The sequence below is a fragment of the Arthrobacter liuii genome, from assembly GCF_014639275.1.
Lineage (GTDB): Bacteria > Actinomycetota > Actinomycetes > Actinomycetales > Micrococcaceae > Arthrobacter > Arthrobacter liuii.
Map to the genome: position 1 here is coordinate 20,757 of NZ_BMFW01000029.1, position 24,063 is coordinate 44,819.

The window sequence follows — 24,063 nt, forward strand, 5'->3', positions numbered from 1 at the left end:
CCGGACATGCCGAGGGCAGCCGGCCCTCGTGCCCCTGACGGGTGCGGCCGTGAAGAGGTACGTGCATGCGCACTCTCGTTCTGAATGCTGGATATGAACCGCTGGCGGTTATCACCTTCCGCCGGGCGCTGGTGCTTGTGCTCACGGGTAAGGCGAGCGTGGTGGCCGAGGGGGATGACCCTGTGGTGGGCCCTACCGATGTCCTGGGACGCCCGTCCGTGATTCTCCTCAACCGCTACATCCGGCCCCGTTACAACCACTCCACGGCCGTAAGCCGCAGGGGGGTCCTCCGACGCGACGGGCATAAATGTGCCTATTGCGGCAAAGCGGCCCACACAATCGACCACGTACACCCGAAGTCACGGGGCGGGGCCGACTCATGGGAGAACCTGGTGGCCGCCTGCCTGCGGTGCAACAACGTCAAGGGCGACCACACTCCCGCCGAGATGGGATGGACGCTGCGGTTCGTGCCCGAGCCGCCGCACGGAACCATCTGGCAGATCAAGGAACTGGAAAAGCCGACACCGGCCTGGGATCCGTTCCTGCTTCCGGAACGCGCTGCCTGACAAGCCGCGCGGCCTTCCAGCGGTGCACCCTCCCAACGGTGCAAACCCGGGCGGCCGTGCAGCCAGCGGTCGTGCTGATCGCTAGGCTGGGGGAGTGCAAGCGAACAGGTTGGCCTTCGATGCCCTGATCCTGGCCGGGGGACGCTCATCCCGGCTGGACGGGGTGCCCAAACAGTCCCTGGTCTTCCGCGGCCGAACCCTGGTGGATCGCTCTATCGCTGCGGCAGCCGGTGCCCGGCATACCGTTGTTGTCGGCGATGCCGGTGTCCTGCCGGGCGAAGCCCAAGCCTCCAGCCCGCCGTCCCCGCCCGCCCGGCCGCCCAACCTGCTCATCTGCCGGGAGGAGCCACCGTTCGCGGGTCCCGCAGCTGCAATTGCCGCGGGCCTGGACACCTTGGCCAGGAACGGCGGAAGTGCGCCCTACACCTTGGTGCTGGCGTGCGACATGCCCCTGTCTTCAAAGGCGGTGGCAGCACTCCACGATGCCCTGGCCCAGTCCGCTGCCGGGACCGGCGCCGGAAGTGGTGTCATGGCCCGTGCCGAAGACGGCAGGGCCCAGCCGCTTGCCGGTTTTTACAGCACACCTGAGTTAACCAAAGCCTGCAGGGAACTGGCCGCCCGCAACGCGCTGGTCAACGGCTCTGTCCGCGCCCTCCTTGCTAATCTGGACGTGCAGCTTGTCACAGTCCCCGCCGGGTCCACCTCCGATGTGGATACTTGGGACGACGCTGCCGCGCTGGGCATTGCCGCCCCGAACCAGCGTGCAAGCCAGGACCGGCGCATGGGCGGAGCTAACGTGGGAGGCAATTCGTGAAAAGCCAGGACGAAACGCTGGAAGAGTGGTGCAGGGCACTCCTTCAGGCGTACAAGCTTGAAGATGTCCAGATAGACGTCAATGCTGTGCTGGCGCTTGCAGGCGTTGCTGCCCATGCCGTTGTGCGGCCGGCCGCGCCGCTCACCACCTTCATCGCAGGCTTCGCCGCGGGCCTTGCTGCGGCCCCCGGCAGGGAAGTGGACGCCGCATCCATGGATGCGGCCCTGGCCGTTGCCCGTTCGCTGGCCGCAGACTACGAGACTGAAGCCGCCGCCGGGACTCCCGGCGAATGACCGCAGAACCCCAAAGCGAACCGGAGCCGCCGCTGGCCAGTAAAGTAGAGGCGCACGCGGGCAAAACCGAACAGGGGCACGCTGCCCACCATGCGGCCCATACCTGGGAAGAGGCCCGGCAAGCGGCGTTCGATGCCGCAACCCCGATTCCGCCCGGGCCGGTGGCGCTCCGGATAGCCCTAGGCCGCAAACTTGACCGTGACATCGTGGCCCTTCAGGACATGCCCCACTATGCGTCCTCAGCCATGGACGGCTGGGCAGTCAACGGAAGCGGCCCCTGGATCCCTGTGGAGACGGGCACCCGGTTGGCACCGCACCAAGCCAGCCCCATCGCTACGGGCGGCCTGATCCCCGCCGGTGGAAAGGCGGTTCTTCGCACCGAGAGTGCTGTCCTGGGCCAGGACGACGAGGGGCTCCCGGTCCTGATGACCGGTGGCAAGGCGCGCCCCGGTGAGCCCCGCGCGGGGGAGCACATCAGGAAGGCCGGCGAGGAAGCCCCGGAAGGGGAGGTCCTGGTCAAGGCAGGCGTGGAGCTGAATCCGGCACACCTGGCCCTTGCAGCGCTGGCCGGATACGACGAAGTGCAGGTCCAGGGAAAGCCTGTGGTGCGCCTTCTGCTGACCGGATCAGAGGTGGTGGAACGGGGCACGCCGGCACCCGGCCAGGTGCGCGACACGTTCGGTCCGCAGCTGCCGGAAGTCATCGCCATGCTGGGCGGCATCCCCGGCGGCCAGCAACGGATCGGCGACTCCTACACCGAATGGCTGGCGGCGCTTGAAGACGTCCTGCCTGAAGTACCGGACGCTCCGGAGCTGCCGGCCGACGTCGTCATCACCACCGGGGGCACCGGACGCTCAGGAACAGACCACCTCCGGCGGGCGGTGGCTGAACTCGGTGGCCGGCTCCTCATCGACGGCGTGGCCATGCGGCCGGGCCACCCCGCCGTTCTCGCCGAACTGCCCGATGGCCGCTTTGTCCTGGGACTTCCCGGCAACCCGCTGGCGGCCATGATGGCACTTTCCACCGTGGGCGCCCCGCTGCTGGCTGCATTGGGGCACCGCCCCATGCCGGGGGTGCAGGAGGTGCCGTGCGGGACCATGATTGAGCCGGACCCCGGACGTACCCGGCTGATGCCGTTCCGGCTGCTGTACGGCATGGCCTCCCCGGCGCAGCACACGGGCCCGGGCATGATGCGCGGGCTTGCCGCTGCTGACGGGGTGCTGGTGGTGCCGCCCCATGGAGTGCAGTTGGGCGAGCCGGTGCCTGCTTTCTCCCTGCCATGGGGGCAGCCCATACCGCGCGCCCAGGACGGGCCGGCCAAAGCCAAACCGCGGAGCAATGCGCGGACCAGCCAGCCCAAGGGCAAGCCGGCGTCCAACGGACCCGTGGACTGGAGCGCACTCCTGGGCTGAGCTTTGGGCGGGTGGCATCCGCCATTGGTGCCATGATGGAGTAATGAACAGGCAGGGTGGAACATGGGACGGGTAACCCAGCGACGCAAGGTGCACAAGTATGTCCTGGACGGTTCGCCGGGCGCCCTGGAGTACCCGGTCCGCCACCGCGAAGACGTCCTGGCCGTAGAGGAACCCCTGGAAATCCGGCTGGGCGGGCTCTCCTACTCGGTCACCATGCGGACCCCCGGGGACGACTTCGACCTGGTGGCCGGATTCCTGGTGTCCGAGGGGGTCATCTGGGCTGCGGAACAGCTGGTGTCGCTGCGGTTCTGCGCCGGCGAGGACGAGAACGGGGTCCAAACCTTCAACGTGGTGGAGGCCCAGTTGCGGCCCGATGTTGTACTCCCCGACACGGGGCGCAGGGTCTACACATCCAGCTCCTGCGGCATCTGTGGAACGGACTCGATCGAAGCGGTCCAGAAGTCATCCCACCACAGCCCGCAGGCGGACCCGCTGACAGTGGATGCAAGAGTCCTGGCATCACTGCCCGGGCTGCTGCGGAAGTCCCAGCGCGTTTTTGACGACACAGGCGGCGTGCACGCGGCTGGCCTGTTCAAGATTGAGGACGACGGCGAGCCCCGGCTCCTGTGCCTGCGCGAGGACGTCGGGCGGCACAACGCCGTGGACAAAGTGGTGGGCTGGGCACTGCGCGAAGGCCTCCTGCCGCTGGCCGGGACGGTCCTCCAGGTGTCCGGCAGGGCGTCCTTCGAACTAGTGCAGAAAGCCTCCCTTGCGGGAATTCCCGTCCTGGCCGCCGTCAGTGCCCCTTCCAGCCTCGCCGTGGAACTGGCCGAAGCCAACGGCCTCACCGTGGCGGGCTTCAGCCGGGGAACCAGCTTCAATATCTACGCCGGGGACTCGCGGGTCCTGCGGCCGGAACCAGCCGTGCCCCGCGCGTAGGGCCGCCAATGCGGGACGGACATTCCTTGGCAGAGGGGCTTGGTTGCAGGGTTGCCAGCCGGTAGATTTGTCCATCGAATGGACACGATGATCCAGTCTCAAGCCTAAAGAGGACCTATATTGCATGACGACCGCAGGATCACGGAAGTCCGCCTGGCGAGATTTGTGCGCGAGCGCATTGCCCCTGCCGTTTACAGCAGGACGGTCCCGCTTGCCCTGAGCAGCTGGGAAGTCCCTGATGAACCGGTCCCCGCGCTCGAAGCGATGCGACAGGAGTTCCAGCCGCAGGAGCACGGCGCCGCTTGGGGACGGCCATGGGGCACCACCTGGCTGCGGCTGCAAGGGGAGGTACCCGAATCCTGGGGCGGCGGCCCGGACACCACGGTGGAGATAGTGGTGGACCTGGGGTTCACCACCGAAGCGCCCGGATTCCAGTGCGAGGGGACCGCATGGCGGCCGGACGGCAGCATCATCAAGGCCATCTCACCCCGTAACCAGTACATCCCGCTGAAGCTGCTGGGCAGCGGCATGGCGGTGGACTTCTACGTGGAAGCGGCCGCGAACCCGGACATGGCGCAGGGCTGGACCTTTGCCGCCACCCCCCTGGGGGACAAGGCGACTGCCGGGGGAGCCCCGCAGTACCGGCTGGGCAATATCGCCATCGCTGAATTCAACCAGTGCGTTTGGGAACTCCAGCAGGATGTCTGGACCTTGGGCGGCCTCATGGAACAACTCCCGCTGGAGCTTCCCCGCCGCCACGAGATCCTCCGGGCCCTGGAAAACATGATGGACGTGATGGACCCCGACGACGTCCCCGGGACCGCTGCGGCGGGACGGCAGGCGCTCGCCGAAGTCCTCGCCAGGCCCGCATATGCATCGGCGCACCAACTGGTTGCCACGGGCCATGCGCACATCGATTCCGCCTGGCTGTGGCCGGTGCGGGAAACCATCCGCAAGTGCGCCAGGACATTCTCCAACGTGGTGGCCCTCATGGACGAAGACCCGGACTTTGTCTTCTCCTGTTCCTCGGCCCAGCAGCTTGCCTGGATCAAGGAGCTGTACCCGGAACTGTTCAGCCGGATCCGGGAAAAGGTGCGGGCGGGCCAGTTCGTTCCGGTCGGCGGCATGTGGGTGGAATCGGATAACAACATGCCCGGCGGCGAAGCCATGGCCCGGCAGTTCGTGGAGGGCAAGGCCTTTTTCCTGGCCGAGTTCGGCGTCGAGTGCCTGGAAGCGTGGCTCCCGGACTCGTTCGGGTACAGCGCCGCCCTGCCCCAGATCGTGAAAGCCGCCGGCAGCCGCTGGTTCCTCACGCAAAAGATCTCCTGGAACCAGACGAACAGGATGCCGCACCACACCTTCAACTGGGAGGGAATCGACGGCACCCGGCTGTTCACGCACTTCCCCCCGGTGGACACCTACAATTCCGACCTCAGTGGCCGGGACCTGGCGCACGCCGAGCGCAACTACCGGGACCACGGCCGGGGCTCGGTATCGCTGGTGCCATTCGGTTATGGCGACGGCGGCGGCGGCCCCACCCGCGAAATGCTCGCCGCTGCTGCCCGCACCGCAGACCTGGAAGGATCACCCAAAGTCAGGATCGGGTCCGCGGAAAGCTTCTTCCGGCAGGCCGAGGAAGACTACACGGCCCTGCCGGTCTGGGTGGGCGAGATGTACCTCGAGCTGCACCGCGGCACGTACACCAGCCAGGCCCGCACCAAGAAGGGCAACCGGCGCAGCGAGCACCTGCTGCGTGAAGCTGAGCTGTGGTGCGCCACGGCGGCTGTCCGCACCGGCGGTGCCTATGAGTACCCCGGCGCCGAGCTCAAACGCCTGTGGCGTCTGGTGCTGCTGCAGCAGTTCCATGACATTCTTCCCGGCAGCTCAATCGCCTGGGTGCACCAGGATGCCGAGCGCAACTACCAGGCCATCGAAACCGCCCTCGAGTCACTGGTGGGCCAGGCTGCCGCAGCCATGTTGGGCCCGGGTGACAAACAATTCCTGCTCAACGCCGCGCCGCATCCCAGGGACGGGGTTTCCGCGCTGGCGGCAGGGGAACCGGTGCTGAGCCAGGAGCCGGCGCAGGCCACACCCCACGACGGTGGCTACATCCTGGACAACGGGATCATCAGGGCAGTGGTGGACGCCGACGGACTCCTTGCCTCCCTGCGCGACCATGCCAGCGGCCGTGAAGCGATCGCCCCCGGCCAGCGCGGCAACCTGCTGGAACTGCACCGGGATACTCCCAACGAGTGGGACGCCTGGGACATCGACGAGTTCTACCGCCGCAACGTCACGCGGCTGGTCCACGCGGAGTCGGTCCGTCTGGGCAGCGAAGGCGGCAGTGCCGTCGTCGTGGTGGAACGGTTGGCGGGCGGCTCGCCGCTGACCCAGCGCATAACGCTCGCCCCCGGAAGCCTGTCCCTGGAAATCACCACCTCCGTGGACTGGCAGGAGCGCGAGAAGCTGCTGAAGCTCGGCTTCGCCCTCGATGTGCGGGCTGACCGGTCCGCTGCCGAAACGCAGTTCGGCCACGTCTTCCGGCCCACCCACACCAACACGTCCTGGGAGGCCGCGAAGTTCGAAATCTGCGCCCACCGATGGATCCACGTGGGTGAACCCGGCTACGGCGTGGCGGTCACCAACTCATCCACCTACGGCCACGACGTGGGCAGGAGCGTCAGGGAATCCGACGGCGGAACCACCACGACGGTGCGCCTCTCCCTGCTGCGGGCACCAAAGTTCCCCGATCCCGACGCCGACCGCGGACGCCACGAACTGACCGTGGCCATCCGTCCGGGTGCCGGCATTGCCGATGCCGTCCAGGAGGGCTACCGGACCAACCTTGCACCCCGGCTGGTCCGCGGCGCCGCTGCAGTGGACCCGCTCTTCTCCGTCAGCAACCCCGCCTTGGTCATCGAAGCGGTCAAGCTGGCCGAGGACGGTTCCGGCGACGTGGTGGTCCGGCTCTACGAGTCGCTGGGAAAACGTTCCACGGGAAGCATCACGGCGAACTTCCCGGTGCGGGTCGTTGCGCCTACGGATCTCCTGGAGCGCGCCGCCGAAGATCCTGGCGTTGTGCCGGCGGGCAGCGGTGTCGAGCTCACGCTTCGGCCATTCCAGCTGGTGACACTGCGCTTCGCCCGGAAGTAGCCGGGCTCAGGCATTGATGGGGGTCCGGTGGCGGGGACGGCCCTTAAACAGGCTGAGTGGGGGCGGTCCCCAACGGTCCGCCACCACTCATCCCCCCAATGTGCGCAAAGGCCCCCGGGGCTCCCGGCGCTTCAGAATTTATCCCCGTTCGAAAGCGCTTGGCGGCCCCACCTTCACACATTCATGATTGTTTCATATTCTAATGATTTTGTGAAAGTCGGCGGACGTTACGTTTCGGTAGATGTCCTGCGGCTTGCTCCGGTCCGCCCACGGATCAGCTTGGCGACCCAGATCAGGGCCAGCCCAATGACGAAGCACAACACTGCTGTGTAGTTGATGATGAACTCAATTTGTCCCATGGAAGGCGGGATCAGCGGAAACAGCAGCGTGAGCGCAACTGCCACTCCGCCGACGGCCAGTAACCCGGCCGCGATGCGGATCAGGATGGGGAGCCGGTCCTGCACCGCGCGCACCATGGCCGGTATCAGGGCCAGTGCAACGTACGCGGGGTAGGCCCGGCCTGCCGCACCGTAGTACTCAACGAGCGCGAAGTGGCGCGCGTCTTTCGCGGAGATGGCAGTCAGCCCGGCCGAGGAACCGGCAGTGTCCATGGAGAAAAACAGGGCAACCATGACCACCGAGACAGCGAGCAGGACCAGCAGCCCGGTCCTTCCAGTAATCAGCCGGTAGACGCTGTCCGCGCCGAACCCCTTGGAAATGCGGAGGCCCATGAAGAAGATGGCGCCGAAGATAACGAACCGCAGCAACAGGTTGGCCAGGTTGGTCCCGCCCAGTGCCTGGTCGATAATGAGGTAGGGGCCCTGGATGCTCAGCAGGATTGCCACGGTCATCGAGGCGAAGATGCCGAACAGGGAGCGGTTTTCGCGTCGGAGTGTGCTGGGAATGCGGGCCACCGCCATGAGTGCGCAAATCGCCAGCGTGGTCCATTGAAGGGTCTCGATCATCCCAGGTTCTCCCAAATCCTTTCTGTCTGCGCCTGGTCCTGCTCTTGGCGGCGCAACACCTTGCCCAGTGCCTGAAGCCTGTCTCCCGCAAGCGCTGTGAGTTCTCCGTCGGAGAGGCTGTCCAGCGCCGCCTGCCGGGCTCCGGGGGGCCAGCCGGCTTCCTCCTCCGTGATGACCCCGGTGGCCACCAGTCCGCCGGCCGGTCCCACCCCCGCTGCCAGTGCCGTGGCCATGGCAAGCTCGGGGGACAGCCGGTTGGCGGTCAATTGGGCGGAATAGTTTTGCGGGGCCACCCCCGTGGAGGCCGAAACACGGTGCCGGACCTCGCCGTCGTCTATCGCATCGACCCAGTTCTTCACGGAGGTGGCGTGCGGGGCGGGGCTGAGGGCAGGGGCAACTGCGCCCCGGAGGGCGTCCATGGCCGGGCGGGCCAGAAGCGCGTGGAGGAGGTCGGCGCTGGAAACCTGGCTTACCAACTCATTCCTTGTAGGTGGGCGGGGCGGGCCTGCCAGGGCGCGGTAGGCGTCGAATCCGGCGAGCGCTGCGACCGGGTTGATCTTGTAGGCGCGGCTGATGCTGACCACGGTGCTCACGGAGACCTTGCCCCGGACCAGCTGCTGGGCGAGCGTGGTGCGCTTGATCCCTGAGACCCGGCAGACGTCGGCAGTGCTTGCATCGGGCGCGATGCCTTGCAGCCAGCGCTGGAACGCCTTGGCGGGAAGCGTCATGGAGGACTCTCTGCAGAACGGGTGGTGTGGATGATTTTACCGTGCTGCCCAAGGGCCCGTGGTGCCGCGGATTTTGTCCATGGGCCGCATTCGACTATAGTTGATGGTCGAGCCCGCTGGTCCGTACACCCCCCAAGTCCGGACCAGCGGGTTCTTCTATGTCCTGCAGCCCCAGCGGCGCCGCGGCCCCGGTTTCCGCCGCCTCTGCCGGCCGTCAACGGCTGTCCGGGCAGCGGCGAAAGGACGAATAGATGACTGCAACCCTTGTTGCCAAGGACGTCTCCGGCGGCCATGGGCACCGCACGCTCTTTACCGGGCTCTCGCTGACTGTTGCCCCCGGCGACGTGGTAGGCGTTGTGGGCGCAAACGGCGCCGGAAAATCCACCCTGCTGCGCCTCCTTGCCGGTGTTGACCAGCCCCAGGGAGGCTCGGTCAGCCTTGCCCCTTCCGATGCCTTCGTTGGCTGGCTGCCGCAGGAACACGAGCGTGTCCCGAGTGAAACAGTGGCCGGCTACATTGCCCGCCGCACCGGCTGCGCCGAAGCGACAGACGAGATGGAATCCACGGCGGAGGGTTTGGGCTCGGGCGCTCCGGGCGCGGATGATGCCTACACCCGCGCCTTCGACCGTTGGATGGCCTCCGGTGCCGCTGACCTTGATGACCGCATTCCTGCCGTGCTGGCAGACTTGGGGCTGGAAGCGGGCCCGGACGCGCTGATGACAGGACTTTCCGGCGGCCAGGCGGCCCGGGTGGCGCTGGCTGCCCTGCTGCTGAGCCGCTTCGATGTGGTGCTGCTGGACGAGCCCACCAACGACCTCGACCTCGCGGGCCTGGCCACCCTTGAAAACTTCGTAACGGGGTTGCGGGGTGGGGTGGTGCTGGTCAGCCACGACCGCGAGTTCCTGGCCCGCTGCGTGACCCGGGTGGTGGAACTCGACCTGGCTCAAAACAGTGTTGCCGTGTACGACGGCGGCTACGACTCCTTCCTCGGGGAACGCGCCGTGGCGCGGCGGCACGCCCGCGAGAAGTACGAGGAGTTTGCCGCCACCAAGGCAGACCTGGTGTCCCGTGCCCGCACCCAGCGCGAGTGGAGCTCGCAGGGTGTCCGGAACGCCATGAAGAAGAATCCCGACAACGACAAGATCCGGCGGGCGGCCAGCACGGAGTCCTCAGAGAAGCAGGCCCAGAAGGTCCGGCAGATGGAATCCCGCATCGCCCGGCTGGACGTGGTGGAGGAGCCCCGCAAGGAATGGCAGCTCCAGTTCAGCATCGGCCAGGCGCCGCGCTCCAGCGCCGTCGTCGCCACCCTGCGCAACGTGGTGGCACGCCAGGGCGACTTCACGCTGGGACCGGTCAACCTCCAGCTCAACGGCGGCGAGCGCATAGGCATCACCGGCCCGAACGGCGCCGGCAAATCCACTTTGCTGCGCCTGCTGCTGGGAACCCAGGCCCCGGACGACGGCGACGCCTCCATGGGTGCAACGGTCGCCGTCGGCGAGATTGACCAGGCCCGCGGGCTGCTGGACGGCAGCCAGCCTCTGGGCGATGCCGTCGAAGCAGTGCTGGCGGACTGGAACAGCGCCGATGTCCGCACGCTTTTGGCTAAGTTTGGCCTTAGGGCAGACCACACGTCGCGGACCGTGGATTCCCTGTCCCCGGGGGAGCGGACCCGCGCGGCCCTGGCGCTGCTCCAGGCCCGCGGCGTGAACCTGCTGGTGCTGGACGAACCCACCAACCACCTCGACCTGCCGGCCATTGAGCAGCTGGAAGAGGCCCTTGAAAGCTACGACGGGGCCCTGCTGCTGGTCACCCACGACCGCCGGCTGCTTGAAAACGTCCGCCTCGACTACCGGTGGCACCTGGAAAACGGCACGGTCCAGGAGCTCCATCACACTGCAAGCCAGGAGAACTAAACATGAGCATGGACCGCGTGGCCTGGAGTTCGCTGTACAACATCAGCACCGCAAAGAGCGGCTCCAAGCCGTTCTCCAAGGAAACCTTGAAGCGGGTGATGGCCTTCGCTGCCCCGCACAAGGGCAAGCTCATCGCCTTTGTACTCTCCTCCATCGCCGCTGCCTTCCTGGCCGTCGCCACCCCGGTGCTCGCCGGCCAGGTGGTTGACGCCATCATCGCCAAGACGGACGCCGGCACCGTGATCTGGCTGGCCGTACTGATCGCCATCGTGGCCGTCGGGGAAGCGGCGGTGGGACTGCTGACCCGCTGGCTGTCCTCGACCATCGGCGAAGGCGTCATCGTGGACCTGCGCACCCGGGTGTTCGACCATGTGCAGCGCATGCCTATTGCCTTCTTCACCCGTACCCGCACGGGGGCGCTGGTCAGCCGCCTCAACAACGATGTCATCGGGGCGCAGTCCGCCTTCGCCGGCACCCTCTCCGGCGTGGTGAGCAACTCGGTGGCGCTGATCCTGACGCTGGCCGTGATGCTCAACAGGTCCTGGTTGGTGACGGTCCTCGCCATGGTGCTGCTGCCGATCTTCCTGATCCCGGCCCGGCGCATGGGTTCCAAGCTGGCAGACCTGCGCCGCGAGGCCGCCGCACACAACGCCGCCATGGGCACCCAGATGACGGAGCGGTTCTCCGCGCCGGGCGCCACGCTGGTCAAGCTGTTCGGCCGCCCGGACGAGGAATCCCGCGAGTTTGCTGCCCGCGCAGGCCGTGTCCGTGACATCGGCGTCCGGATGGCCATGCTGCAGTTCACATTCGTCACGGCCCTGACCCTGGTGTCCGCGCTCGCGCTGGCGCTGGTGTACGGCCTTGGCGGCTGGCTTGCCCTGGGCGGGCAGTTGGCGCCCGGCGACGTGGTGGTCCTGGCGCTGCTGCTGACCCGGCTCTACGCCCCGCTGACGGCACTGTCCAACGCCCGGGTGGAAATCATGAGTGCGCTGGTCAGCTTTGAACGGGTGTTTGAAATCCTGGACCTGAAACCGCTGATCCAGCAGAAGCCGGACGCCGTGCCCGTTCCTGCCGGGCCTGTTTCCGTGGAGTTCGACAACGTCCGGTTCGCCTACCCCTCCGCGGACAAGGTCTCCCTGGCCTCCCTGGAGGAAGTCTCCACCCTTGACACCCGGGGCGGCGAGGAAGTGCTGCATGGCGTCAGCTTCCGGGTGGAGCCCGGCCAGACGGTGGCGCTGGTGGGTTCCTCCGGTGCCGGCAAGTCCACCATCGCCCAGCTTCTGTCGCGGCTGTACGACGTCGACTCCGGCGCCGTGCGGTTGGGCGGCACCACGCCGGGGACCGGGTTGGACGTGCGGGACACCACGTTCGATTCACTTCGGGACACCCTGGGAATGGTGACCCAGGACGGCCACCTGTTCCACGAAACCATCGCCTCCAACCTCCGGCTGGCCCGGCCGGATGCCACCGAGGAAGACATGTGGGACGTCCTGCGGCAGGCCCGGCTGGAGGCAATGATCAGGTCCCTGCCGGACGGGCTGGAGACGGTGGTGGGGGAGCGCGGCTACAGGCTCTCCGGCGGTGAACGCCAGCGGCTGACCATCGCCCGGCTCCTCATCGCCCAGCCCCGCGTCGTCATCCTCGACGAGGCCACGGCAGCGCTGGACTCCACGAACGAAGCGGCCGTGCAGGCAGCCCTTGGCGCCGCGCTTGAGGGGCGGACCGCCGTCGTGATTGCCCACCGGCTGTCCACCGTCCGCGCGGCCGACGTGATCTTGGTGGTGGAGGGCGGCCGCATCGTGGAACGTGGACCGCACACCGAGCTCCTGGCCGCCGGGGGCCGCTACGCCGAGCTGTACCGGACGCAGTTCGCCGAAGCCACCGCCGTGGCGCAGGAGGCAGTCCCCGAGTTCTAGGGGTGATGCGGCGCGGCCTGTGCCTCCGCCGCTGGACGTCCTGCCAGCAGGGGCAGGATGTGGTCTGTCAGCAGCGGCGCCAGGTCCCCAGTGTGTCCGGCGCCGGAAGCCAGGACGTCCAGGTCCAGCCAGCGGATCTCGGCAATCTCAGCGGAAGGGTGGGCTGACCAGGTCCCCGGAGCGGTAAAGACGGTGGCTTCAATGTCAGTCGCGGCCTCGTTGGCTGCGTCGGCGATCCACACGCCCATCAGCACCAGTTCACGCGCGTCGATGATGATGCCCGCTTCTTCCTCGAGCTCCCGGGCTGCGGCCTGGACGGCTGTCTCGCCCGGCTCGGGCTTGCCACCGGGGTGCATGAACATGGTGGTGCCGCGCTTCCGCACAGTCAGCAGCCGGCCGGCGTCGTCGAACACGCAGACGGCGGAGACCACGATGCGGTCCTTCACAGAGCCTCCCGGACCAGGTGCGAGACGAGCAGCAGGTCCTTGCGGGGGCCGGTGACGTCCCAGCTGTAGCTGAATGCGTCGGGACCCTGGCGGGTGTAGGACACGCGGTACGTGTCGGGATCGCACCAGTGCCCGTCCTGGCTGGCGTCCTGGGCAAAGCTCATCCGGTGGAACGGGCGGCCGTCCGGGAAGAACACGTCCAGGGCGTCCGGCCGCGGGGACGCCTTCAGCACGTACTCCCGTGAGGCGGGACCTGTGAAAGCAGGCCAGCGCATGGTGCCTTCCTCGCGAAGGGCCAGGCCGTCGTCGTCCGTTGCGGTGTAGAGCACGACGCCGGAAAAGGTTCCGCGGGTGCCGTCCGACCGGTCCAGCAGGTCACGCTCCACGCGCCACCGGCCCGCGTGCGCACCTGGCCGGCTGCCCAGGAGGTAGGCGCGAAGGAGGGACTGCGGGGGACTGGAGTTCAAGTGCCCTCGATTGGAATCGAACCAACGACACCGGCTTTAGGAGAGCCGTGCTCTATCCACTGAGCTACGAGGGCGGGCATTCGGCAACCGGCGGGGCCGGCTGGTCCGAACACGGTTACAAGCATACAAGGTGCCGGGCCGTACTACGCTCAAAGCATGAGTCCAGCCCCGACTGCCGCTCCCGCTGCCGCCTACCTGCCGGACACGGCATCCACCCGGCACTCCATCGGCGCGTGGTCGGTGTTGAGCGTCCTCCAGTACTTCCTGGCCGAAGCGGTGGTGGCCATCGCCTGGGCAGGTCCACGCCCGTACGACCTGAGGACCGGCTACATCAGCGACCTCGGCGCCCTGCACTGCGGAACCTATTCCGGCCGGGATGTCTGCTCGCCGCTGAATTGGCTGATGAACGCCTCGTTCGTGCTCCAGGGCCTGGGACTGCTGCTGGGCGCGGTGCTGCTGACATCGGGGCTGTTGTGCGTGGCGGCCCGCCACGGTGCCCGCATCGACCGGAACCGCCGGACACCGCTGCTCGCCGCAGTGTGGGTGCGGCTGCTGACCGGTGCGGCCGGGGCCGGAACAGTGACCGTGGGGCTGGTCCCGGAGGACCTGCATTCACCGTGGCACTACGTTGGCGCCGTCACCTATTTCCTCGCCGGCGCGGCCGCACTGGCCGTGCTGGGGATCCTCTGGTTGCGGCAGACCCCGGTGGCCTGGTTCCTGCTGGCGTGCGGCGCCGTGTCCCTGGCGGCATTGGCCACCGGGGGCCTGACGCGCATGCAGGTGCCCGAGCCCGGCACCCTGGAACGGCTGATGGGCTATCCGGTCACCGTGGGGATGGCCGCCGCCGGGCTGGTGATCGCCCAGCGGGTGCACCGGCGCCGGAAGGAACAGCGGGCAGCGGCAGCCGGGGCAAGTGTCGCCTAGCTGACGTTCCGGTTCCGTCGGTTGAGGAAGACCGCCGCCGCCCCGGCGAGGAGGCTCAGCACCAAAAGTACCCAGCCGGCAACGGTGAGGCTGGATGCCAAGGCAACCTGGCCGGCGTCGGGACCTGCCGTGCCCATCATCGCGTCAATGGCAACGTTCCCCCACAGCCGGACCACCACAAACAGCATGGGCAAAGCCCAGAGCGCCCAGCGCAGCGCCTTCCGAGCGACGTTGGTGCCAATGAGCAGGAGCCATGTGAACCCGAAAATCAGCGGAAAGAGGGTGCCCGCCGTCTTGTGGACGTAGTTCAGCTGTCCCAGGGCGTCGCTGTTCATTGCCGCCTGCAGCCGGCCGATGTAGGCGGCGTCGAAACCGCCCACAAGGGCATCCGGCATGGCCAGCCCATCAGAAAGTTGCGTGAGCTGTGTCAAGGTCAGCAGGTGCAGGTACCAGAACAGGAACAGGCTGGCCACCACGCCGGCAATCACAATCAGGTTGCTGTTGCCCTGCGCCTTCTCCGGTGTGCGCGCCGTGGTGGGGTTGACCACCGGTGGCAGGTGATGCTGCGGCACCGCCGCGTTGGCGCCGTGCTTCTTGATCCGCTGGGCAGGGGTTTTGGCCATGGCACCATTATCGCGCCCCATAAACTGAACCCATGACCACTGGCCGACACAGCGCAGCTGTTCTTGACCCTTCCCTGGATGACTACGAACTGGCGGCGGCCCTGGTCCGCGAGGCCGGACAGCTTGCGCTCCTCATGCGCATGGCCGGCCTGCAGTCGGAACAAAAGACGTCCGTCTCCGACGTGGTAACCGCGGCGGACCACGCCGCCGAGGCCTACGTGCTGGAGCAGTTGCAGCGCTGCCGGCCGGGAGACGGCATCCTCGGCGAGGAAGGCGCATCAGTCCAGGGAACCAGCGGCCGTACCTGGGTGATCGACCCCGTGGACGGCACCTACAACTTCCTGCACGGCTCCACCTACTGGTGCTCCGCCATCGCGCTGAAGGATTCCGCCGACGTGCTGCTCGGCGCCGTCTTCCAGCCGGAGGAGGACAAACTCTGGCTCGGCGGCCGGGACCGGCCCGCCACCCGCAACGGTGATCCGCTGACGGCTTTCACCGAACACGACGGCAAGCGCAACACCACCGATGTTGCTGAGCTTGGCGCGGCCACCTACATCCACCCCACGTGGCTGATGGATCCCATGTGCGCCATGCCGTGGCATGCTGCGGCCACATCCGCCGCGTCCCTACGCATGTTGGGGTCCGGTTCCTGCGACCTGGGCCGAGTGGCGGACGGGCAGCTGGGATGCTGGTTCCAGCACAGCTGCCCGGAATGGGACTGGCTGCCAGGCGAGGCGATCGTCCGCGCAGCAGGGGGCGCCGTGGATACTGTCCGCGTCAACGGGCTGGAGTGGTTCCTGGCAGGAGGAACGACGGCGGTCCGCCAGTTGCGTGCAGCCCTTCAGTCAGGCTCGGTAACCTAAGCCTCACCACAGCACTGGTTGCCGGTCTGGAGGCCGGTTGGGCGCCCGTCTCTTGTTGCCAGTGCCACTTCCTCCGCCGCTGCAATCGCCGTTGCGCGCGCGGACCGTTGAAGGCAGAGGGGAAAGCGTGCCTGCTCGAGCCTCCACTGAGCGTGACGCTGGGGGAGTACCCGCTTGGAGTGCGCCGTCCGGAGGGGTGGCGGGCGGTGCTGTCCCCGGCAGTGGTGGTGCCGTGGAGTGGTAGGTGTGGCCGGTGGGGGTTGTTGTTGCCACGGTATGGCGCAGGCCAGGGACCCGAGCGTCGATCTGGTCGGCGCTCAAAACGCCTTCCAGAAGGTTGGTTGTCGTACTGATTTCGGCCAAGAGGGCCCGTCCTTTTAAAGGTAAAACCGCAGGTCAAACCCTAGTTAGAGACCGGCCCCTTACACACTCTATGAAACACCCTCTTGGCCAGGCCCAGCACCGTCAGTGTCGCCCAACTACTCATAACCGCCGGCGAAAACTTTGAGCGTTTCCGTAAAGAAGCCGCTTTCGCCCGGCTCTGCGGTGTCGCACCCATTCCGGTGTCCTCCGGAAAATCAAACCGCATGAGGCTTCACCGGGGCGGGTAACCGCCACGCAAACAGAGTCATCTACCTCATTGCGATTAGCCGCCTGAGGTACGACCCAAGAAGCCAGGCATACCGCGACCGGAAACGAGCCCAGGGACACTCCTCCTCCGACGCCATCCGCTGCCTCAAACGCTTCATTGCCCGCGAAATTTACTACAGCCAGCACGGGACTTGTCCCGTGCTGGCTGACGAGCAAGAGCTCAGCTGTCAATGCAGCTAGGGCAGCCGCCCTCACGCCAACACCGACCCATCCCCGTCAAGCGATCCTTGTCGAACACGGAAGGAGCGTTGGCCGCATCACGGAAACCCGGACGCTCAGTACGGCGTGTGATCCGAGAGGACAGCAGATCTTTCAGGATCCTCTGCCGAGGGCTCTAATGTTGCTGCGCCCTGGGCAGCTCCAGAACGCCTGCGCCTTCTGCCGGCCAGGATCAACGCGGCGGCCCCAATCAGGATGGCCGCGGCCACGGTGCCGACGATGACCGGAAGATTGGCCATGATGCCGTTCCCCGTGGTGACTGAGCTGGCCTGAGCCGTGGGTTCTGTTGAATTTGCCTCTGCCTCAGCCTGCGCCTGTGCAGCTTGGGCCTTGACAGCCGCTAGCGCGGGGATGCTCAGGTCCTGGGCCGGGAAGACCGTCACGGACATATCGGCGGTGTTAGTGACCAGGACGGACCCGCTGGGAGCGACGGCGAGATGCCCGGGGTTCCGGGCCGTCGGCTGGCTGCGGCGGACACTCGTTTCGCTCGGTGGGATGACGTTGAGGCTGCTGTTCTCGGATAGAACATAGACAGTGCTGTCCGGGCCAACCGCGATTTCCTTTGGTCCGCCCGGAACCGGCACACGGTAGGAGACGGCTGACTCCCTCGGCTTGATCACCGCCACATCGTTTGAGGTGATGTTAGTGACGTAGATCGCGCCGTCCGGGCCTACTGCAATCCCGTGCGGAGCGCCGGCGCTGTCAGGCGACTTCCTGACATCAATGGTGCGGGAAACCGTGCCGGCGCCCGGGGCGATCACCGAGACGGTCCCGCCGTCCTGGTTGGTCACGTAGGCGGTGCCGTCCTGGGCTACGGCGACTTCCTTGGGATTGGGGCCGACGGTGACCTCGTGAGCAGGTGCGTCGGCTCCCGGCGGGATGATTGACACTGTCCCCAGTTCCGGGTTGGGAACAAAAACAGTGCCGTCGGCCGCCGCGGATATGAGGTGGGCGCCGAGACTCAGCGGAATGGTGCGCGCAACGGCAGAGGAGCCCTCGGGTATTACCGTCAGTTTTTCCTGTGGTTGGTCCCCCAAGGCCGGCCCCTCGACAAACAGGGTGCCGTCCGCAGACAATGCCAGTCCCTTCGGGGAGACACCCGTCATGAGCGTCTTGGTTGGCGTGCTTGCGCCCGTGGGAAGAACGTGGACTCCTCCGGTGTCGCCAATGTACGCAGTGCCCTCGGCGTCGACGACAACGCCGAGAGGGAATTGACCAACATAAACGACATCCCCGGATGCCATCGACGGGGCAGCACCAATCAACAGGATGCTGCCAGCGACAGCCACAACTGTGCCCGCGGTGAAGCGCATGCACCTACCCCCAAACCTTGCAAGAAGAAGACCTTCGATGAGCATACTGCCGGCACTCTATCCCCGGATGGCAAAGATCGGCTGGTCAGTGGGTCCATTCGGCAGTTGCGGGATAGGCAGGGACCTTTTTCATTCGCATGACGATGGCGCATCGGGAGATGATGAGCGCGTTCAGGCCGAGCGCGCTGAATTCAACTCCTCCGGGCGACGACTTTGTGGTTATGTAGAGGACGATCAGGACGGATGCCGCGGCCGTCAGGATTATCGCGCCGAGCAGGGGTGCCTTGGCTGTGGAGAGCCGGGCAACGATGTTCCAGGTCCCTACGCCGACGTAGGCAAGGGCAAGCACACAGAACACCGCGATTATCGCGATGGCGTGGCTCATGGCACTGCCGAGGATGTAGCCGCCGGACGTCGTGGCGGTATTCATGGCGCGGTTGATCACGGAGATGTCCGTATAGGCGTAGAAGCCCGACATAAGGCCCAAGCACACCGAACTGCACCCTAGGACGAGCCGCCACCGCCGCGACTTCTCAGCGTCCAACGGCGAGAGGACCCCTTCGCCTGGCTCCGAAAGCCATGGCTGCTGGTGGGAATACTCCTGGTCATAGCTCATACGGGCGGGCGCTCCTTCTACCTTGCAGGAGCGTTCCTTACGGCCCCCAAGCAAGCAGGGCCTACACTGCACGACGCCAACTCGGGGCACCAGAGACACCCGGCGGCCTAAACGCTGGCACGGGCAGATCCAGAGGGCGGATTGTTACGGAAAATCTAGGGCTTGACTTCTAAATCTATATAGCTAGATTTAGCGATATGAAGAACTTAGGCCGCGTAACTCCGGCCACCGCAATGGTCCTCGAAGCACTGCTTTCGGCGGAGCGAATATGGGGGCTACAGATCGTCAAGGACGTCGGAAAGAAACCGGGCACCATCTACCCGATTCTGGATCGCCTGGAGTCGGCGGGTTGGGTCATCGGGGAATGGGACAGTGCTGAGGGTCGGAAGGGACCGCGCCGGCGGTACTACCGCCTGGTCTCAGAGGCACGCCCGCTGGCGCAGGACTACGTGAACGTTCAGCAGGCTAAAGCTCCCACATCCCCTTCACGCCCCCGTCCCGCCATGCGCGAAGGACAGTGGTGCGGGGCATGAGCCGCACAGAGGCCGTCCTCACTGTATGTGTGGCACTGACGCCCGAGAGGCTCCGTTCCGTGCGGGAGGAACAGTGGAGAGCTGACCTGCGGGATGGGCCCAGCCTGGGCATCTCCCAGTCGTCTCTCCTCGTTGGTGCGCTTTGTTCGTCAACCATTGCCAGATTTCACGAGTTGGTACACCGCGGCAACCAAGTGCTGTCGCATTTCACTAGGGGGAAAAACATGAAGCTTGCACTCAGCATGTTCGGCGTAGCTGTTGTCGTTATTGGGGGGACAGCAGTTGGCATCAACGCGGCAAAGCCAAAGACGGACTACGCTGCGGTGGCGGAATCCAAAACGATAATGGGGTACGAAGGCTGGTGGAACTCGACGCCAGCAGATGGGAGCGGAAAGGACCTGCCCCAGGAAACTGTGGCAGTAAATACCACCACCGGGCAGATCGTGGATGCCTTCAATAGAGCAAAGAACGCCGCCCACCAGGTCACCTCGATTTCCGACGTCCACTTCGACGTTGTCCCTGATCCAACCTGGCCGGCTAAGTCAGTGGTCATCATTGATACGGCCACGGGGAAAGTCATCGACAGCTTCACTGTCGATGAGAAAGGTCGGCCTATTTTGCCCCGCCCGTAGTCCGCCGACCCACGTTTTGAAGACCTTGGCTTGTCTATAGGAACATCACTGCCACCGGCACCCCGGCCGCGGCCTGCTCCCCTCGCTGCTGGACATCCAACGCCACGGCAAGCCGGGCCTGCTGCGCGCCCGCCAGGCACTTCACGTCCTCCCACAGCCGCATCTGCTCAACCATCCCCACACCATCCGCGGGCACAGGAACAGCAGCCAAAACAGCCAAGGCATCAGCAACGGTAGGCGCAGCAGACGAACGCGGCAGCCCATCCCAGGCGCCCGGAGGAGCGGGCGAGGAGTACGGCTGGCCGGCTACGGCCGGGGCCGCAGGCGAGAGATGCGGCCCGCCAGTAATGTTCAGGGCGAGTGCCCCATGAGGCCTACCAACAGGAGGGGCCGCATGCCGCGTCGCCCCCAGCACTGCTGCCGCTGTCCCCAAAACCGCCTCCATAAAAAGAGTCTTCCACCAGGGTGTGACATGGGGACTTACCCTCATGCCCTATGTGCACAAAGGCTCGTAATCCACAGGGCGGAAGGCGCTGTCGGTCCCACCGCCTAGACTTGTAGGCACCATGGATATGTTGTTTGACCCGTACTCTGACGGACCGTTCAAGGCCGCTCCTGCCTCCACCGCCCGCACCAGGACGGTGCCGGAAGGCGTTTCCGCCACGGCCGGCCCGGGAGGAATGCCGGACCCGCATGCCGACGGGCAACACCAGTCCGGGGGCTGGCAGCAGGGCATCCAGCCCCACGGCCGCCAGCACGACGGGAACCGGAGCGACGCCGGCCGGCACCATGGCAGCAGCCGTCCGGACGCCGCGCAGTTGCTGGAGGGGTTGAATCCCCAGCAGGAGGAAGCGGTCAAGCATGCCGGGTCCGCGCTGCTGATCGTTGCCGGTGCCGGATCCGGAAAAACCCGCGTACTCAGCAACCGGATCGCTTACCTGATCGCCACCGGCCGTGCCCACCACGGAGAAATCCTGGCCATCACCTTCACCAACAAGGCGGCCGCGGAAATGCGTGAGCGCATTGAGGCGCTGGTGGGCGGCCGTGCCAAGATCATGTGGATCTCCACGTTCCACTCCTCCTGCGTGCGGATCCTGAGGCAGGAAGCGGCCAACGTCGGCCTGAAATCCAACTTCTCCATCTACGACTCCGCCGACTCCCTGCGGCTTGTCACCCAAGTTTCGAAGGCCCTGGACCTGGACCCGAAGAAGTTTGCGCCCAAGGCCATCCAGCACAAGATCTCCGCGTTGAAGAACGAGCTCATCGACGCCGACTCCTATGCCTCGGCAGCCAACTACAACGACCCCTTTGAACACGCGGTCGCGGACGTCTACAAGGGCTACACGCAACGGCTCCGCCAGGCCAATGCCATGGACTTCGACGACCTCATCGCCGAAACCGTCTACATGTTCCGCGCGTTCCCTTCGCTCGCAGAGTCCTACCGCCGCCGGTTCCGCCACGTCCTGGTGGACGAATACCAGGACACCAACCATGCCCAGTACGCCCTGGTCCGGGAGATCGTGGGCGAGGGCCAGGGCGCCTCGGAGCTGACCGTGGTGGGTGACTCGGACCAGTCCATCTACGCCTTCCGCGGCGCGGACATCCGGAACATTGTGGAGTTCGAAAAGGATTACCCAGAGGCCCGCACCATCAAACTGGAGCAAAACTACCGCTCCACCCAGAACATCCTGAGTGCCGCCAACTCGGTGATCTCGCGAAACCCCAACCGGCCGGAGAAACGCTTGTGGACCGCCGAGGGCGAAGGCCACAAGATCATTGGCTACGTTGGCGAAAACGAGCATGACGAAGCGCAGTTCATCGCCAAGGAGATCGACCGACTCCAGGACGAGGAGAACTTGCGCCCTGGGGACGTCGCCATTTTTTACCGCACCAACGCCCAGTCCCGCTCCATCGAGGACGTGCTGGTGCGCGTGGGCCTGCCGTACAAGGTAGTGGGCGGCACCCGCTTCTACGAGCGCAAGGAGATCAAGGACGCCCTGGCCTACCTGCGCGTCCTGGTGAACCCGGACGACGACGTCAACCTCCGCCGGGTGCTAAACGAACCGAAGCGCGGCATCGGGGACCGTGCGGAGGGCGCCGTGGCCGCCCTCGCCAGCCGCGAGCGCACGTCCTTCATGGCGGCCGCACGCCGCGCGGACCAGGCTCCCGGCATGGCCACCCGTTCAGTGAACGCCGTCGTGGGTTTCGTGAAAATGCTGGACGATCTCGCCGAGGTGGCCGCCGGGTCCGGCGCTGCCGCGGCACTCGAGGCGGTGTTGGAGCAGACCGGCTACCTTGCCGCGCTGCGCTCCAGCACCGATCCGCAGGATGAGTCCCGAGTGGAGAACCTGGCCGAACTCGTGGCCGTTGTGCGCGAGTACGAGCAGGAAAATCCGGAGGGAAGCCTCGGCGCGTTCCTGGAGCAGGTGTCCCTGGTGGCAGACGCGGACCAGATCCCGGATGCCCCCGGCGCGGACATTGACGCCGCCGTGGCGGAGGCCAAACGGCTGGGCGTGGTGACGCTCATGACCCTGCACACGGCCAAGGGGCTGGAATTCCCGGTGGTCTTCCTTACCGGCATGGAGCATGGGCTTTTCCCGCATCAGCGCTCCGCTACAGACCCCAAGGAACTGGCCGAGGAACGCCGGTTGGCTTACGTGGGCCTCACCCGTGCCCGCAAGCGGCTGTACGTGACCCGGTCCGAGGTGCGCAGCATGTGGGGCCAGAGCCAGTACAACCCCGCCAGCCAGTTCCTGGAGGAGATCCCCGCAGAGCTCCTGGAATGGAAGCGGGAGGGAACCAGCAGGCAGGCCGGTGGCTGGGGTGGGGGCTCGATTGGCTCAGGCCGCTACAGCGGATCGTTCTGGGGTGCCGGCACCGCCCGCGGCGCCGCGGCAGACTCTTCCGCCGGCTTCAATGCAGACGTCCCGGCGTTCATCGCCAAGAACCGGGTGCAGCCGCAGAAGGAGATCATCGCCGTCAGCGTGGGGGACAAGGTCAACCACACCAGTTTTGGCAACGGAACGGTCCTGGCGCTTGAAGGTGCGGGGGACAAGACCGTGGCAAAGGTGAAGTTCGACGTCGGCGAAAAGCGACTGCTGCTGCGGTACGCTCCGCTGACCAAGCTCGACGCCTGAGCCCTCGATGGTCGCCGCCCCGCCGATTCGCGGCGGGGCGGTAAGGACTACGTTCCCGGGCAGGCCTCGGCGATGAGCCGACGGGCCAGGTCGACGGCGCGTTTTCCGTAGGTGCCACCGTCCAGGACGGCTGCCGTGGCGTAAGCCCCATTTAGGACGATGAGGAGTTCTTCGGCGAGCCGATTGGGGGCGGCGGCTCCGGCATCAACGGCCAGGGAGCGGAACCAGTCGCGAACCTGTTGTTTGTGGGTGACGGCTGCCAGGTGGGCCGGGTGCTGCCTCTCGGGGAACTCCGTATTGGTATTCAGCATTGGGCAGCCCCGGTAGCTACTTCCGGCGCAGTCCGTGGCCAGCACTTCAAAGACGGCGAGGAGCTTTTCCCGTGGATCCGCTTGTTCACCGGCGGCCTCGCGCATGCGCTCGAACCATGCGTCCGCGCGGCCCTCCACGTACGCGGTGGCGAGGGCGTCCTTGGTGGCGAACTGGCGGTAGACGGTTGCATTGCCGACCCCGCATTCCTTGATGACGGTATCCATCCCCACCGCCCTGATTCCCCGCGTGTAGAACAGGCGCGTTGCCACCTCCAGAACATTCCGCCGGTTTTCCTCACCCGTCCTGCGCATCACACAACTCCTTTTAATTCCACCGCGTTGGCTGCTCCAAGTTTGACAGACGGAACGATCCGTCACAAACTTGGGAACGATCCGTCACATAGGACCACGCGTCCTGAAGCACTGGGAGAACAACATGAAGACAGCAGTCCTTGGAACCGGGATGGTCGGCCGGACCATCGCAGCGCGCCTCTACGAACTAGGGCGTGTCTCCCAAAGCCTGATGACCGCATCCGGGATGCTTGATGGGTGTCGCGTACTTCCGTTTTGACTGATGGGCAATGGGCCCGCATCCAGCCGCTACTGCCGTCCTCTGCAGGCCGGCG

General features: G+C 66.2%; 22 protein-coding genes, 1 tRNA gene and 1 pseudogene. 14 read left to right on the top strand and 10 right to left on the bottom strand.

The window, feature by feature from the left end; genetic code table 11:
• Positions 1-65 precede the first annotated feature (65 nt).
• The 6 genes from IEW19_RS19140 to IEW19_RS19160 all read left to right on the top strand — a co-directional run bounded on the left by IEW19_RS19140 (position 66) and on the right by IEW19_RS19160 (position 7,180).
• Complete coding sequence (locus tag IEW19_RS19140; protein ID WP_056331149.1) at positions 66-566, top strand: HNH endonuclease; 501 nt, start codon at positions 66-68, stop codon at positions 564-566.
• 94 nt (positions 567-660) lie between these two features.
• The gene (gene mobA, locus IEW19_RS19145) at positions 661-1,380 is read left to right on the top strand and encodes a molybdenum cofactor guanylyltransferase (RefSeq protein WP_229748595.1); all 720 of its coding nucleotides are present in this window, start codon (positions 661-663) and stop codon (positions 1,378-1,380) included.
• Positions 1,377-1,673: a DUF6457 domain-containing protein gene (locus IEW19_RS23690; protein WP_229748596.1), complete on the top strand. Its 297-nt coding sequence runs from the start codon at positions 1,377-1,379 to the stop codon at positions 1,671-1,673. Before mobA ends, IEW19_RS23690 begins: the two co-directional genes overlap by 4 nt.
• On the top strand, positions 1,670-3,085 hold the full coding sequence (locus tag IEW19_RS19150; protein ID WP_188573172.1) for a molybdopterin molybdotransferase MoeA: 1,416 nt from the start codon (positions 1,670-1,672) through the stop codon (positions 3,083-3,085). The genes IEW19_RS23690 and IEW19_RS19150 overlap by 4 nt, the downstream gene beginning before the upstream one ends.
• Before the next feature lie 63 nt (positions 3,086-3,148).
• Positions 3,149-4,027, top strand: a complete 879-nt coding sequence (gene fdhD / locus IEW19_RS19155) for a formate dehydrogenase accessory sulfurtransferase FdhD (protein WP_188573173.1) — start codon at positions 3,149-3,151, stop codon at positions 4,025-4,027.
• Between the two features lie 120 nt (positions 4,028-4,147).
• Complete coding sequence (locus IEW19_RS19160; protein ID WP_188573174.1) at positions 4,148-7,180, top strand: alpha-mannosidase; 3,033 nt, start codon at positions 4,148-4,150, stop codon at positions 7,178-7,180.
• Between the two features lie 227 nt (positions 7,181-7,407).
• Here the strand turns inward: IEW19_RS19160 and IEW19_RS19165 are convergent, their stop codons facing one another.
• Both IEW19_RS19165 and IEW19_RS19170 read right to left on the bottom strand, forming a co-directional pair.
• Complete coding sequence (locus tag IEW19_RS19165; protein WP_188573175.1) at positions 7,408-8,145, bottom strand: hypothetical protein; 738 nt, start codon at positions 8,143-8,145, stop codon at positions 7,408-7,410.
• Complete coding sequence (locus tag IEW19_RS19170; RefSeq protein ID WP_188573176.1) at positions 8,142-8,873, bottom strand: hypothetical protein; 732 nt, start codon at positions 8,871-8,873, stop codon at positions 8,142-8,144. The genes IEW19_RS19165 and IEW19_RS19170 overlap by 4 nt, the downstream gene beginning before the upstream one ends.
• A gap of 251 nt (positions 8,874-9,124) precedes the next feature.
• Between IEW19_RS19170 and IEW19_RS19175 the strand changes: the two genes are divergently transcribed.
• Both IEW19_RS19175 and IEW19_RS19180 read left to right on the top strand, forming a co-directional pair.
• Positions 9,125-10,786 (top strand): ABC-F family ATP-binding cassette domain-containing protein, encoded by a 1,662-nt coding sequence (locus IEW19_RS19175; protein ID WP_188573177.1) that lies wholly within the window; start codon positions 9,125-9,127, stop codon positions 10,784-10,786.
• A gap of 2 nt (positions 10,787-10,788) precedes the next feature.
• The gene (locus tag IEW19_RS19180) at positions 10,789-12,702 is read left to right on the top strand and encodes an ABC transporter ATP-binding protein (protein ID WP_188573178.1); all 1,914 of its coding nucleotides are present in this window, start codon (positions 10,789-10,791) and stop codon (positions 12,700-12,702) included.
• On the opposite strand, the gene IEW19_RS19185 is transcribed toward IEW19_RS19180, so the two are convergent.
• From IEW19_RS19185 to IEW19_RS19195, 3 genes are all read right to left on the bottom strand, one after another.
• Entirely contained in the window at positions 12,699-13,148 is a 450-nt protein-coding gene (locus tag IEW19_RS19185) for an NUDIX hydrolase (RefSeq protein ID WP_188573179.1), read from the bottom strand. The two genes, IEW19_RS19180 and IEW19_RS19185, sit on opposite strands and share 4 nt — an antisense overlap.
• Positions 13,145-13,615 carry a DUF6314 family protein gene (locus IEW19_RS19190; RefSeq protein WP_188573180.1) on the bottom strand — a complete coding sequence of 157 codons (471 nt, stop codon included), beginning with the start codon at positions 13,613-13,615 and terminating at the stop codon, positions 13,145-13,147. The genes IEW19_RS19185 and IEW19_RS19190 overlap by 4 nt, the downstream gene beginning before the upstream one ends.
• Position 13,616: 1 nt before the next feature.
• Positions 13,617-13,689, bottom strand: a tRNA-Arg gene (locus IEW19_RS19195).
• An 82-nt stretch (positions 13,690-13,771) separates the two neighbouring features.
• Between IEW19_RS19195 and IEW19_RS19200 the strand changes: the two genes are divergently transcribed.
• Complete coding sequence (locus IEW19_RS19200; protein ID WP_188573181.1) at positions 13,772-14,539, top strand: DUF998 domain-containing protein; 768 nt, start codon at positions 13,772-13,774, stop codon at positions 14,537-14,539.
• On the opposite strand, the gene IEW19_RS19205 is transcribed toward IEW19_RS19200, so the two are convergent.
• Entirely contained in the window at positions 14,536-15,162 is a 627-nt protein-coding gene (locus IEW19_RS19205; protein ID WP_188573182.1) for a hypothetical protein, read from the bottom strand. The two genes, IEW19_RS19200 and IEW19_RS19205, sit on opposite strands and share 4 nt — an antisense overlap.
• Positions 15,163-15,194: 32 nt before the next feature.
• Between IEW19_RS19205 and IEW19_RS19210 the strand changes: the two genes are divergently transcribed.
• Both IEW19_RS19210 and IEW19_RS19215 read left to right on the top strand, forming a co-directional pair.
• On the top strand, positions 15,195-16,025 hold the full coding sequence (locus IEW19_RS19210; RefSeq protein ID WP_188573183.1) for an inositol monophosphatase family protein: 831 nt from the start codon (positions 15,195-15,197) through the stop codon (positions 16,023-16,025).
• A 473-nt stretch (positions 16,026-16,498) separates the two neighbouring features.
• Positions 16,499-16,856, top strand: a pseudogene (locus tag IEW19_RS19215) (transposase); the annotation flags it as partial.
• A 95-nt stretch (positions 16,857-16,951) separates the two neighbouring features.
• On the opposite strand, the gene IEW19_RS19220 reads toward IEW19_RS19215, so the two are convergent.
• Together IEW19_RS19220 and IEW19_RS19225 are read right to left on the bottom strand one after the other, a co-directional pair.
• Positions 16,952-18,208, bottom strand: coding sequence for a Vgb family protein (locus IEW19_RS19220; protein WP_188573184.1), 1,257 nt, complete (start codon positions 18,206-18,208; stop codon positions 16,952-16,954).
• 85 nt (positions 18,209-18,293) lie between these two features.
• Positions 18,294-18,824 (bottom strand): hypothetical protein, encoded by a 531-nt coding sequence (locus IEW19_RS19225; protein ID WP_188573185.1) that lies wholly within the window; start codon positions 18,822-18,824, stop codon positions 18,294-18,296.
• 197 nt (positions 18,825-19,021) lie between these two features.
• On the opposite strand from IEW19_RS19225, the gene IEW19_RS19230 reads away from it, so the two are divergent.
• Both IEW19_RS19230 and IEW19_RS19235 read left to right on the top strand, forming a co-directional pair.
• Positions 19,022-19,357: a PadR family transcriptional regulator gene (locus IEW19_RS19230; RefSeq protein WP_188573186.1), complete on the top strand. Its 336-nt coding sequence runs from the start codon at positions 19,022-19,024 to the stop codon at positions 19,355-19,357.
• Between the two features lie 224 nt (positions 19,358-19,581).
• A complete protein-coding gene (locus IEW19_RS19235) occupies positions 19,582-19,989 on the top strand; it encodes a hypothetical protein (RefSeq protein WP_188573187.1) in 408 nt (135 codons plus the stop codon).
• Between the two features lie 34 nt (positions 19,990-20,023).
• Here the strand turns inward: IEW19_RS19235 and IEW19_RS19240 are convergent, their stop codons facing one another.
• Complete coding sequence (locus IEW19_RS19240) at positions 20,024-20,164, bottom strand: hypothetical protein (protein WP_188573188.1); 141 nt, start codon at positions 20,162-20,164, stop codon at positions 20,024-20,026.
• 397 nt (positions 20,165-20,561) lie between these two features.
• Here IEW19_RS19240 and pcrA point away from each other — a divergent pair, with 397 nt between their 5' ends.
• On the top strand, positions 20,562-23,126 hold the full coding sequence (gene pcrA, locus IEW19_RS19245; RefSeq protein ID WP_373283627.1) for a DNA helicase PcrA: 2,565 nt from the start codon (positions 20,562-20,564) through the stop codon (positions 23,124-23,126).
• A 47-nt stretch (positions 23,127-23,173) separates the two neighbouring features.
• Here pcrA and IEW19_RS19250 read toward each other — a convergent pair whose 3' ends face one another.
• A complete protein-coding gene (locus IEW19_RS19250) occupies positions 23,174-23,749 on the bottom strand; it encodes a TetR/AcrR family transcriptional regulator (RefSeq protein ID WP_188573190.1) in 576 nt (191 codons plus the stop codon).
• Positions 23,750-24,063 lie beyond the last annotated feature (314 nt).

Bases quoted from the DNA above. Each gene is read 5' to 3' on its own strand.
- fdhD (WP_188573173.1), top strand. From the start codon at position 3,149: ATGGGACGGGTAACCCAGCGACGCAAGGTGCACAAGTATGTCCTGGAC.
- IEW19_RS19220 (WP_188573184.1), bottom strand. From the start codon at position 18,208: ATGCGCTTCACCGCGGGCACAGTTGTGGCTGTCGCTGGCAGCATCCTG.
- IEW19_RS19230 (WP_188573186.1), top strand. From the start codon at position 19,022: ATGAAGAACTTAGGCCGCGTAACTCCGGCCACCGCAATGGTCCTCGAA.
- IEW19_RS19235 (WP_188573187.1), top strand. From the start codon at position 19,582: ATGAAGCTTGCACTCAGCATGTTCGGCGTAGCTGTTGTCGTTATTGGG.
- IEW19_RS19150 (WP_188573172.1), top strand. From the start codon at position 1,670: ATGACCGCAGAACCCCAAAGCGAACCGGAGCCGCCGCTGGCCAGTAAA.
- IEW19_RS19240 (WP_188573188.1), bottom strand. From the start codon at position 20,164: ATGGTTGAGCAGATGCGGCTGTGGGAGGACGTGAAGTGCCTGGCGGGC.
- IEW19_RS19225 (WP_188573185.1), bottom strand. From the start codon at position 18,824: ATGAGCTATGACCAGGAGTATTCCCACCAGCAGCCATGGCTTTCGGAG.
- IEW19_RS19140 (WP_056331149.1), top strand. From the start codon at position 66: ATGCGCACTCTCGTTCTGAATGCTGGATATGAACCGCTGGCGGTTATC.
- IEW19_RS19205 (WP_188573182.1), bottom strand. From the start codon at position 15,162: ATGGCCAAAACCCCTGCCCAGCGGATCAAGAAGCACGGCGCCAACGCG.
- IEW19_RS19170 (WP_188573176.1), bottom strand. From the start codon at position 8,873: ATGACGCTTCCCGCCAAGGCGTTCCAGCGCTGGCTGCAAGGCATCGCG.
- IEW19_RS19210 (WP_188573183.1), top strand. From the start codon at position 15,195: ATGACCACTGGCCGACACAGCGCAGCTGTTCTTGACCCTTCCCTGGAT.
- IEW19_RS19200 (WP_188573181.1), top strand. From the start codon at position 13,772: ATGAGTCCAGCCCCGACTGCCGCTCCCGCTGCCGCCTACCTGCCGGAC.
- IEW19_RS19250 (WP_188573190.1), bottom strand. From the start codon at position 23,749: ATGCGCAGGACGGGTGAGGAAAACCGGCGGAATGTTCTGGAGGTGGCA.
- pcrA (WP_373283627.1), top strand. From the start codon at position 20,562: ATGTTGTTTGACCCGTACTCTGACGGACCGTTCAAGGCCGCTCCTGCC.
- IEW19_RS19175 (WP_188573177.1), top strand. From the start codon at position 9,125: ATGACTGCAACCCTTGTTGCCAAGGACGTCTCCGGCGGCCATGGGCAC.
- IEW19_RS19180 (WP_188573178.1), top strand. From the start codon at position 10,789: ATGAGCATGGACCGCGTGGCCTGGAGTTCGCTGTACAACATCAGCACC.
- IEW19_RS19165 (WP_188573175.1), bottom strand. From the start codon at position 8,145: ATGATCGAGACCCTTCAATGGACCACGCTGGCGATTTGCGCACTCATG.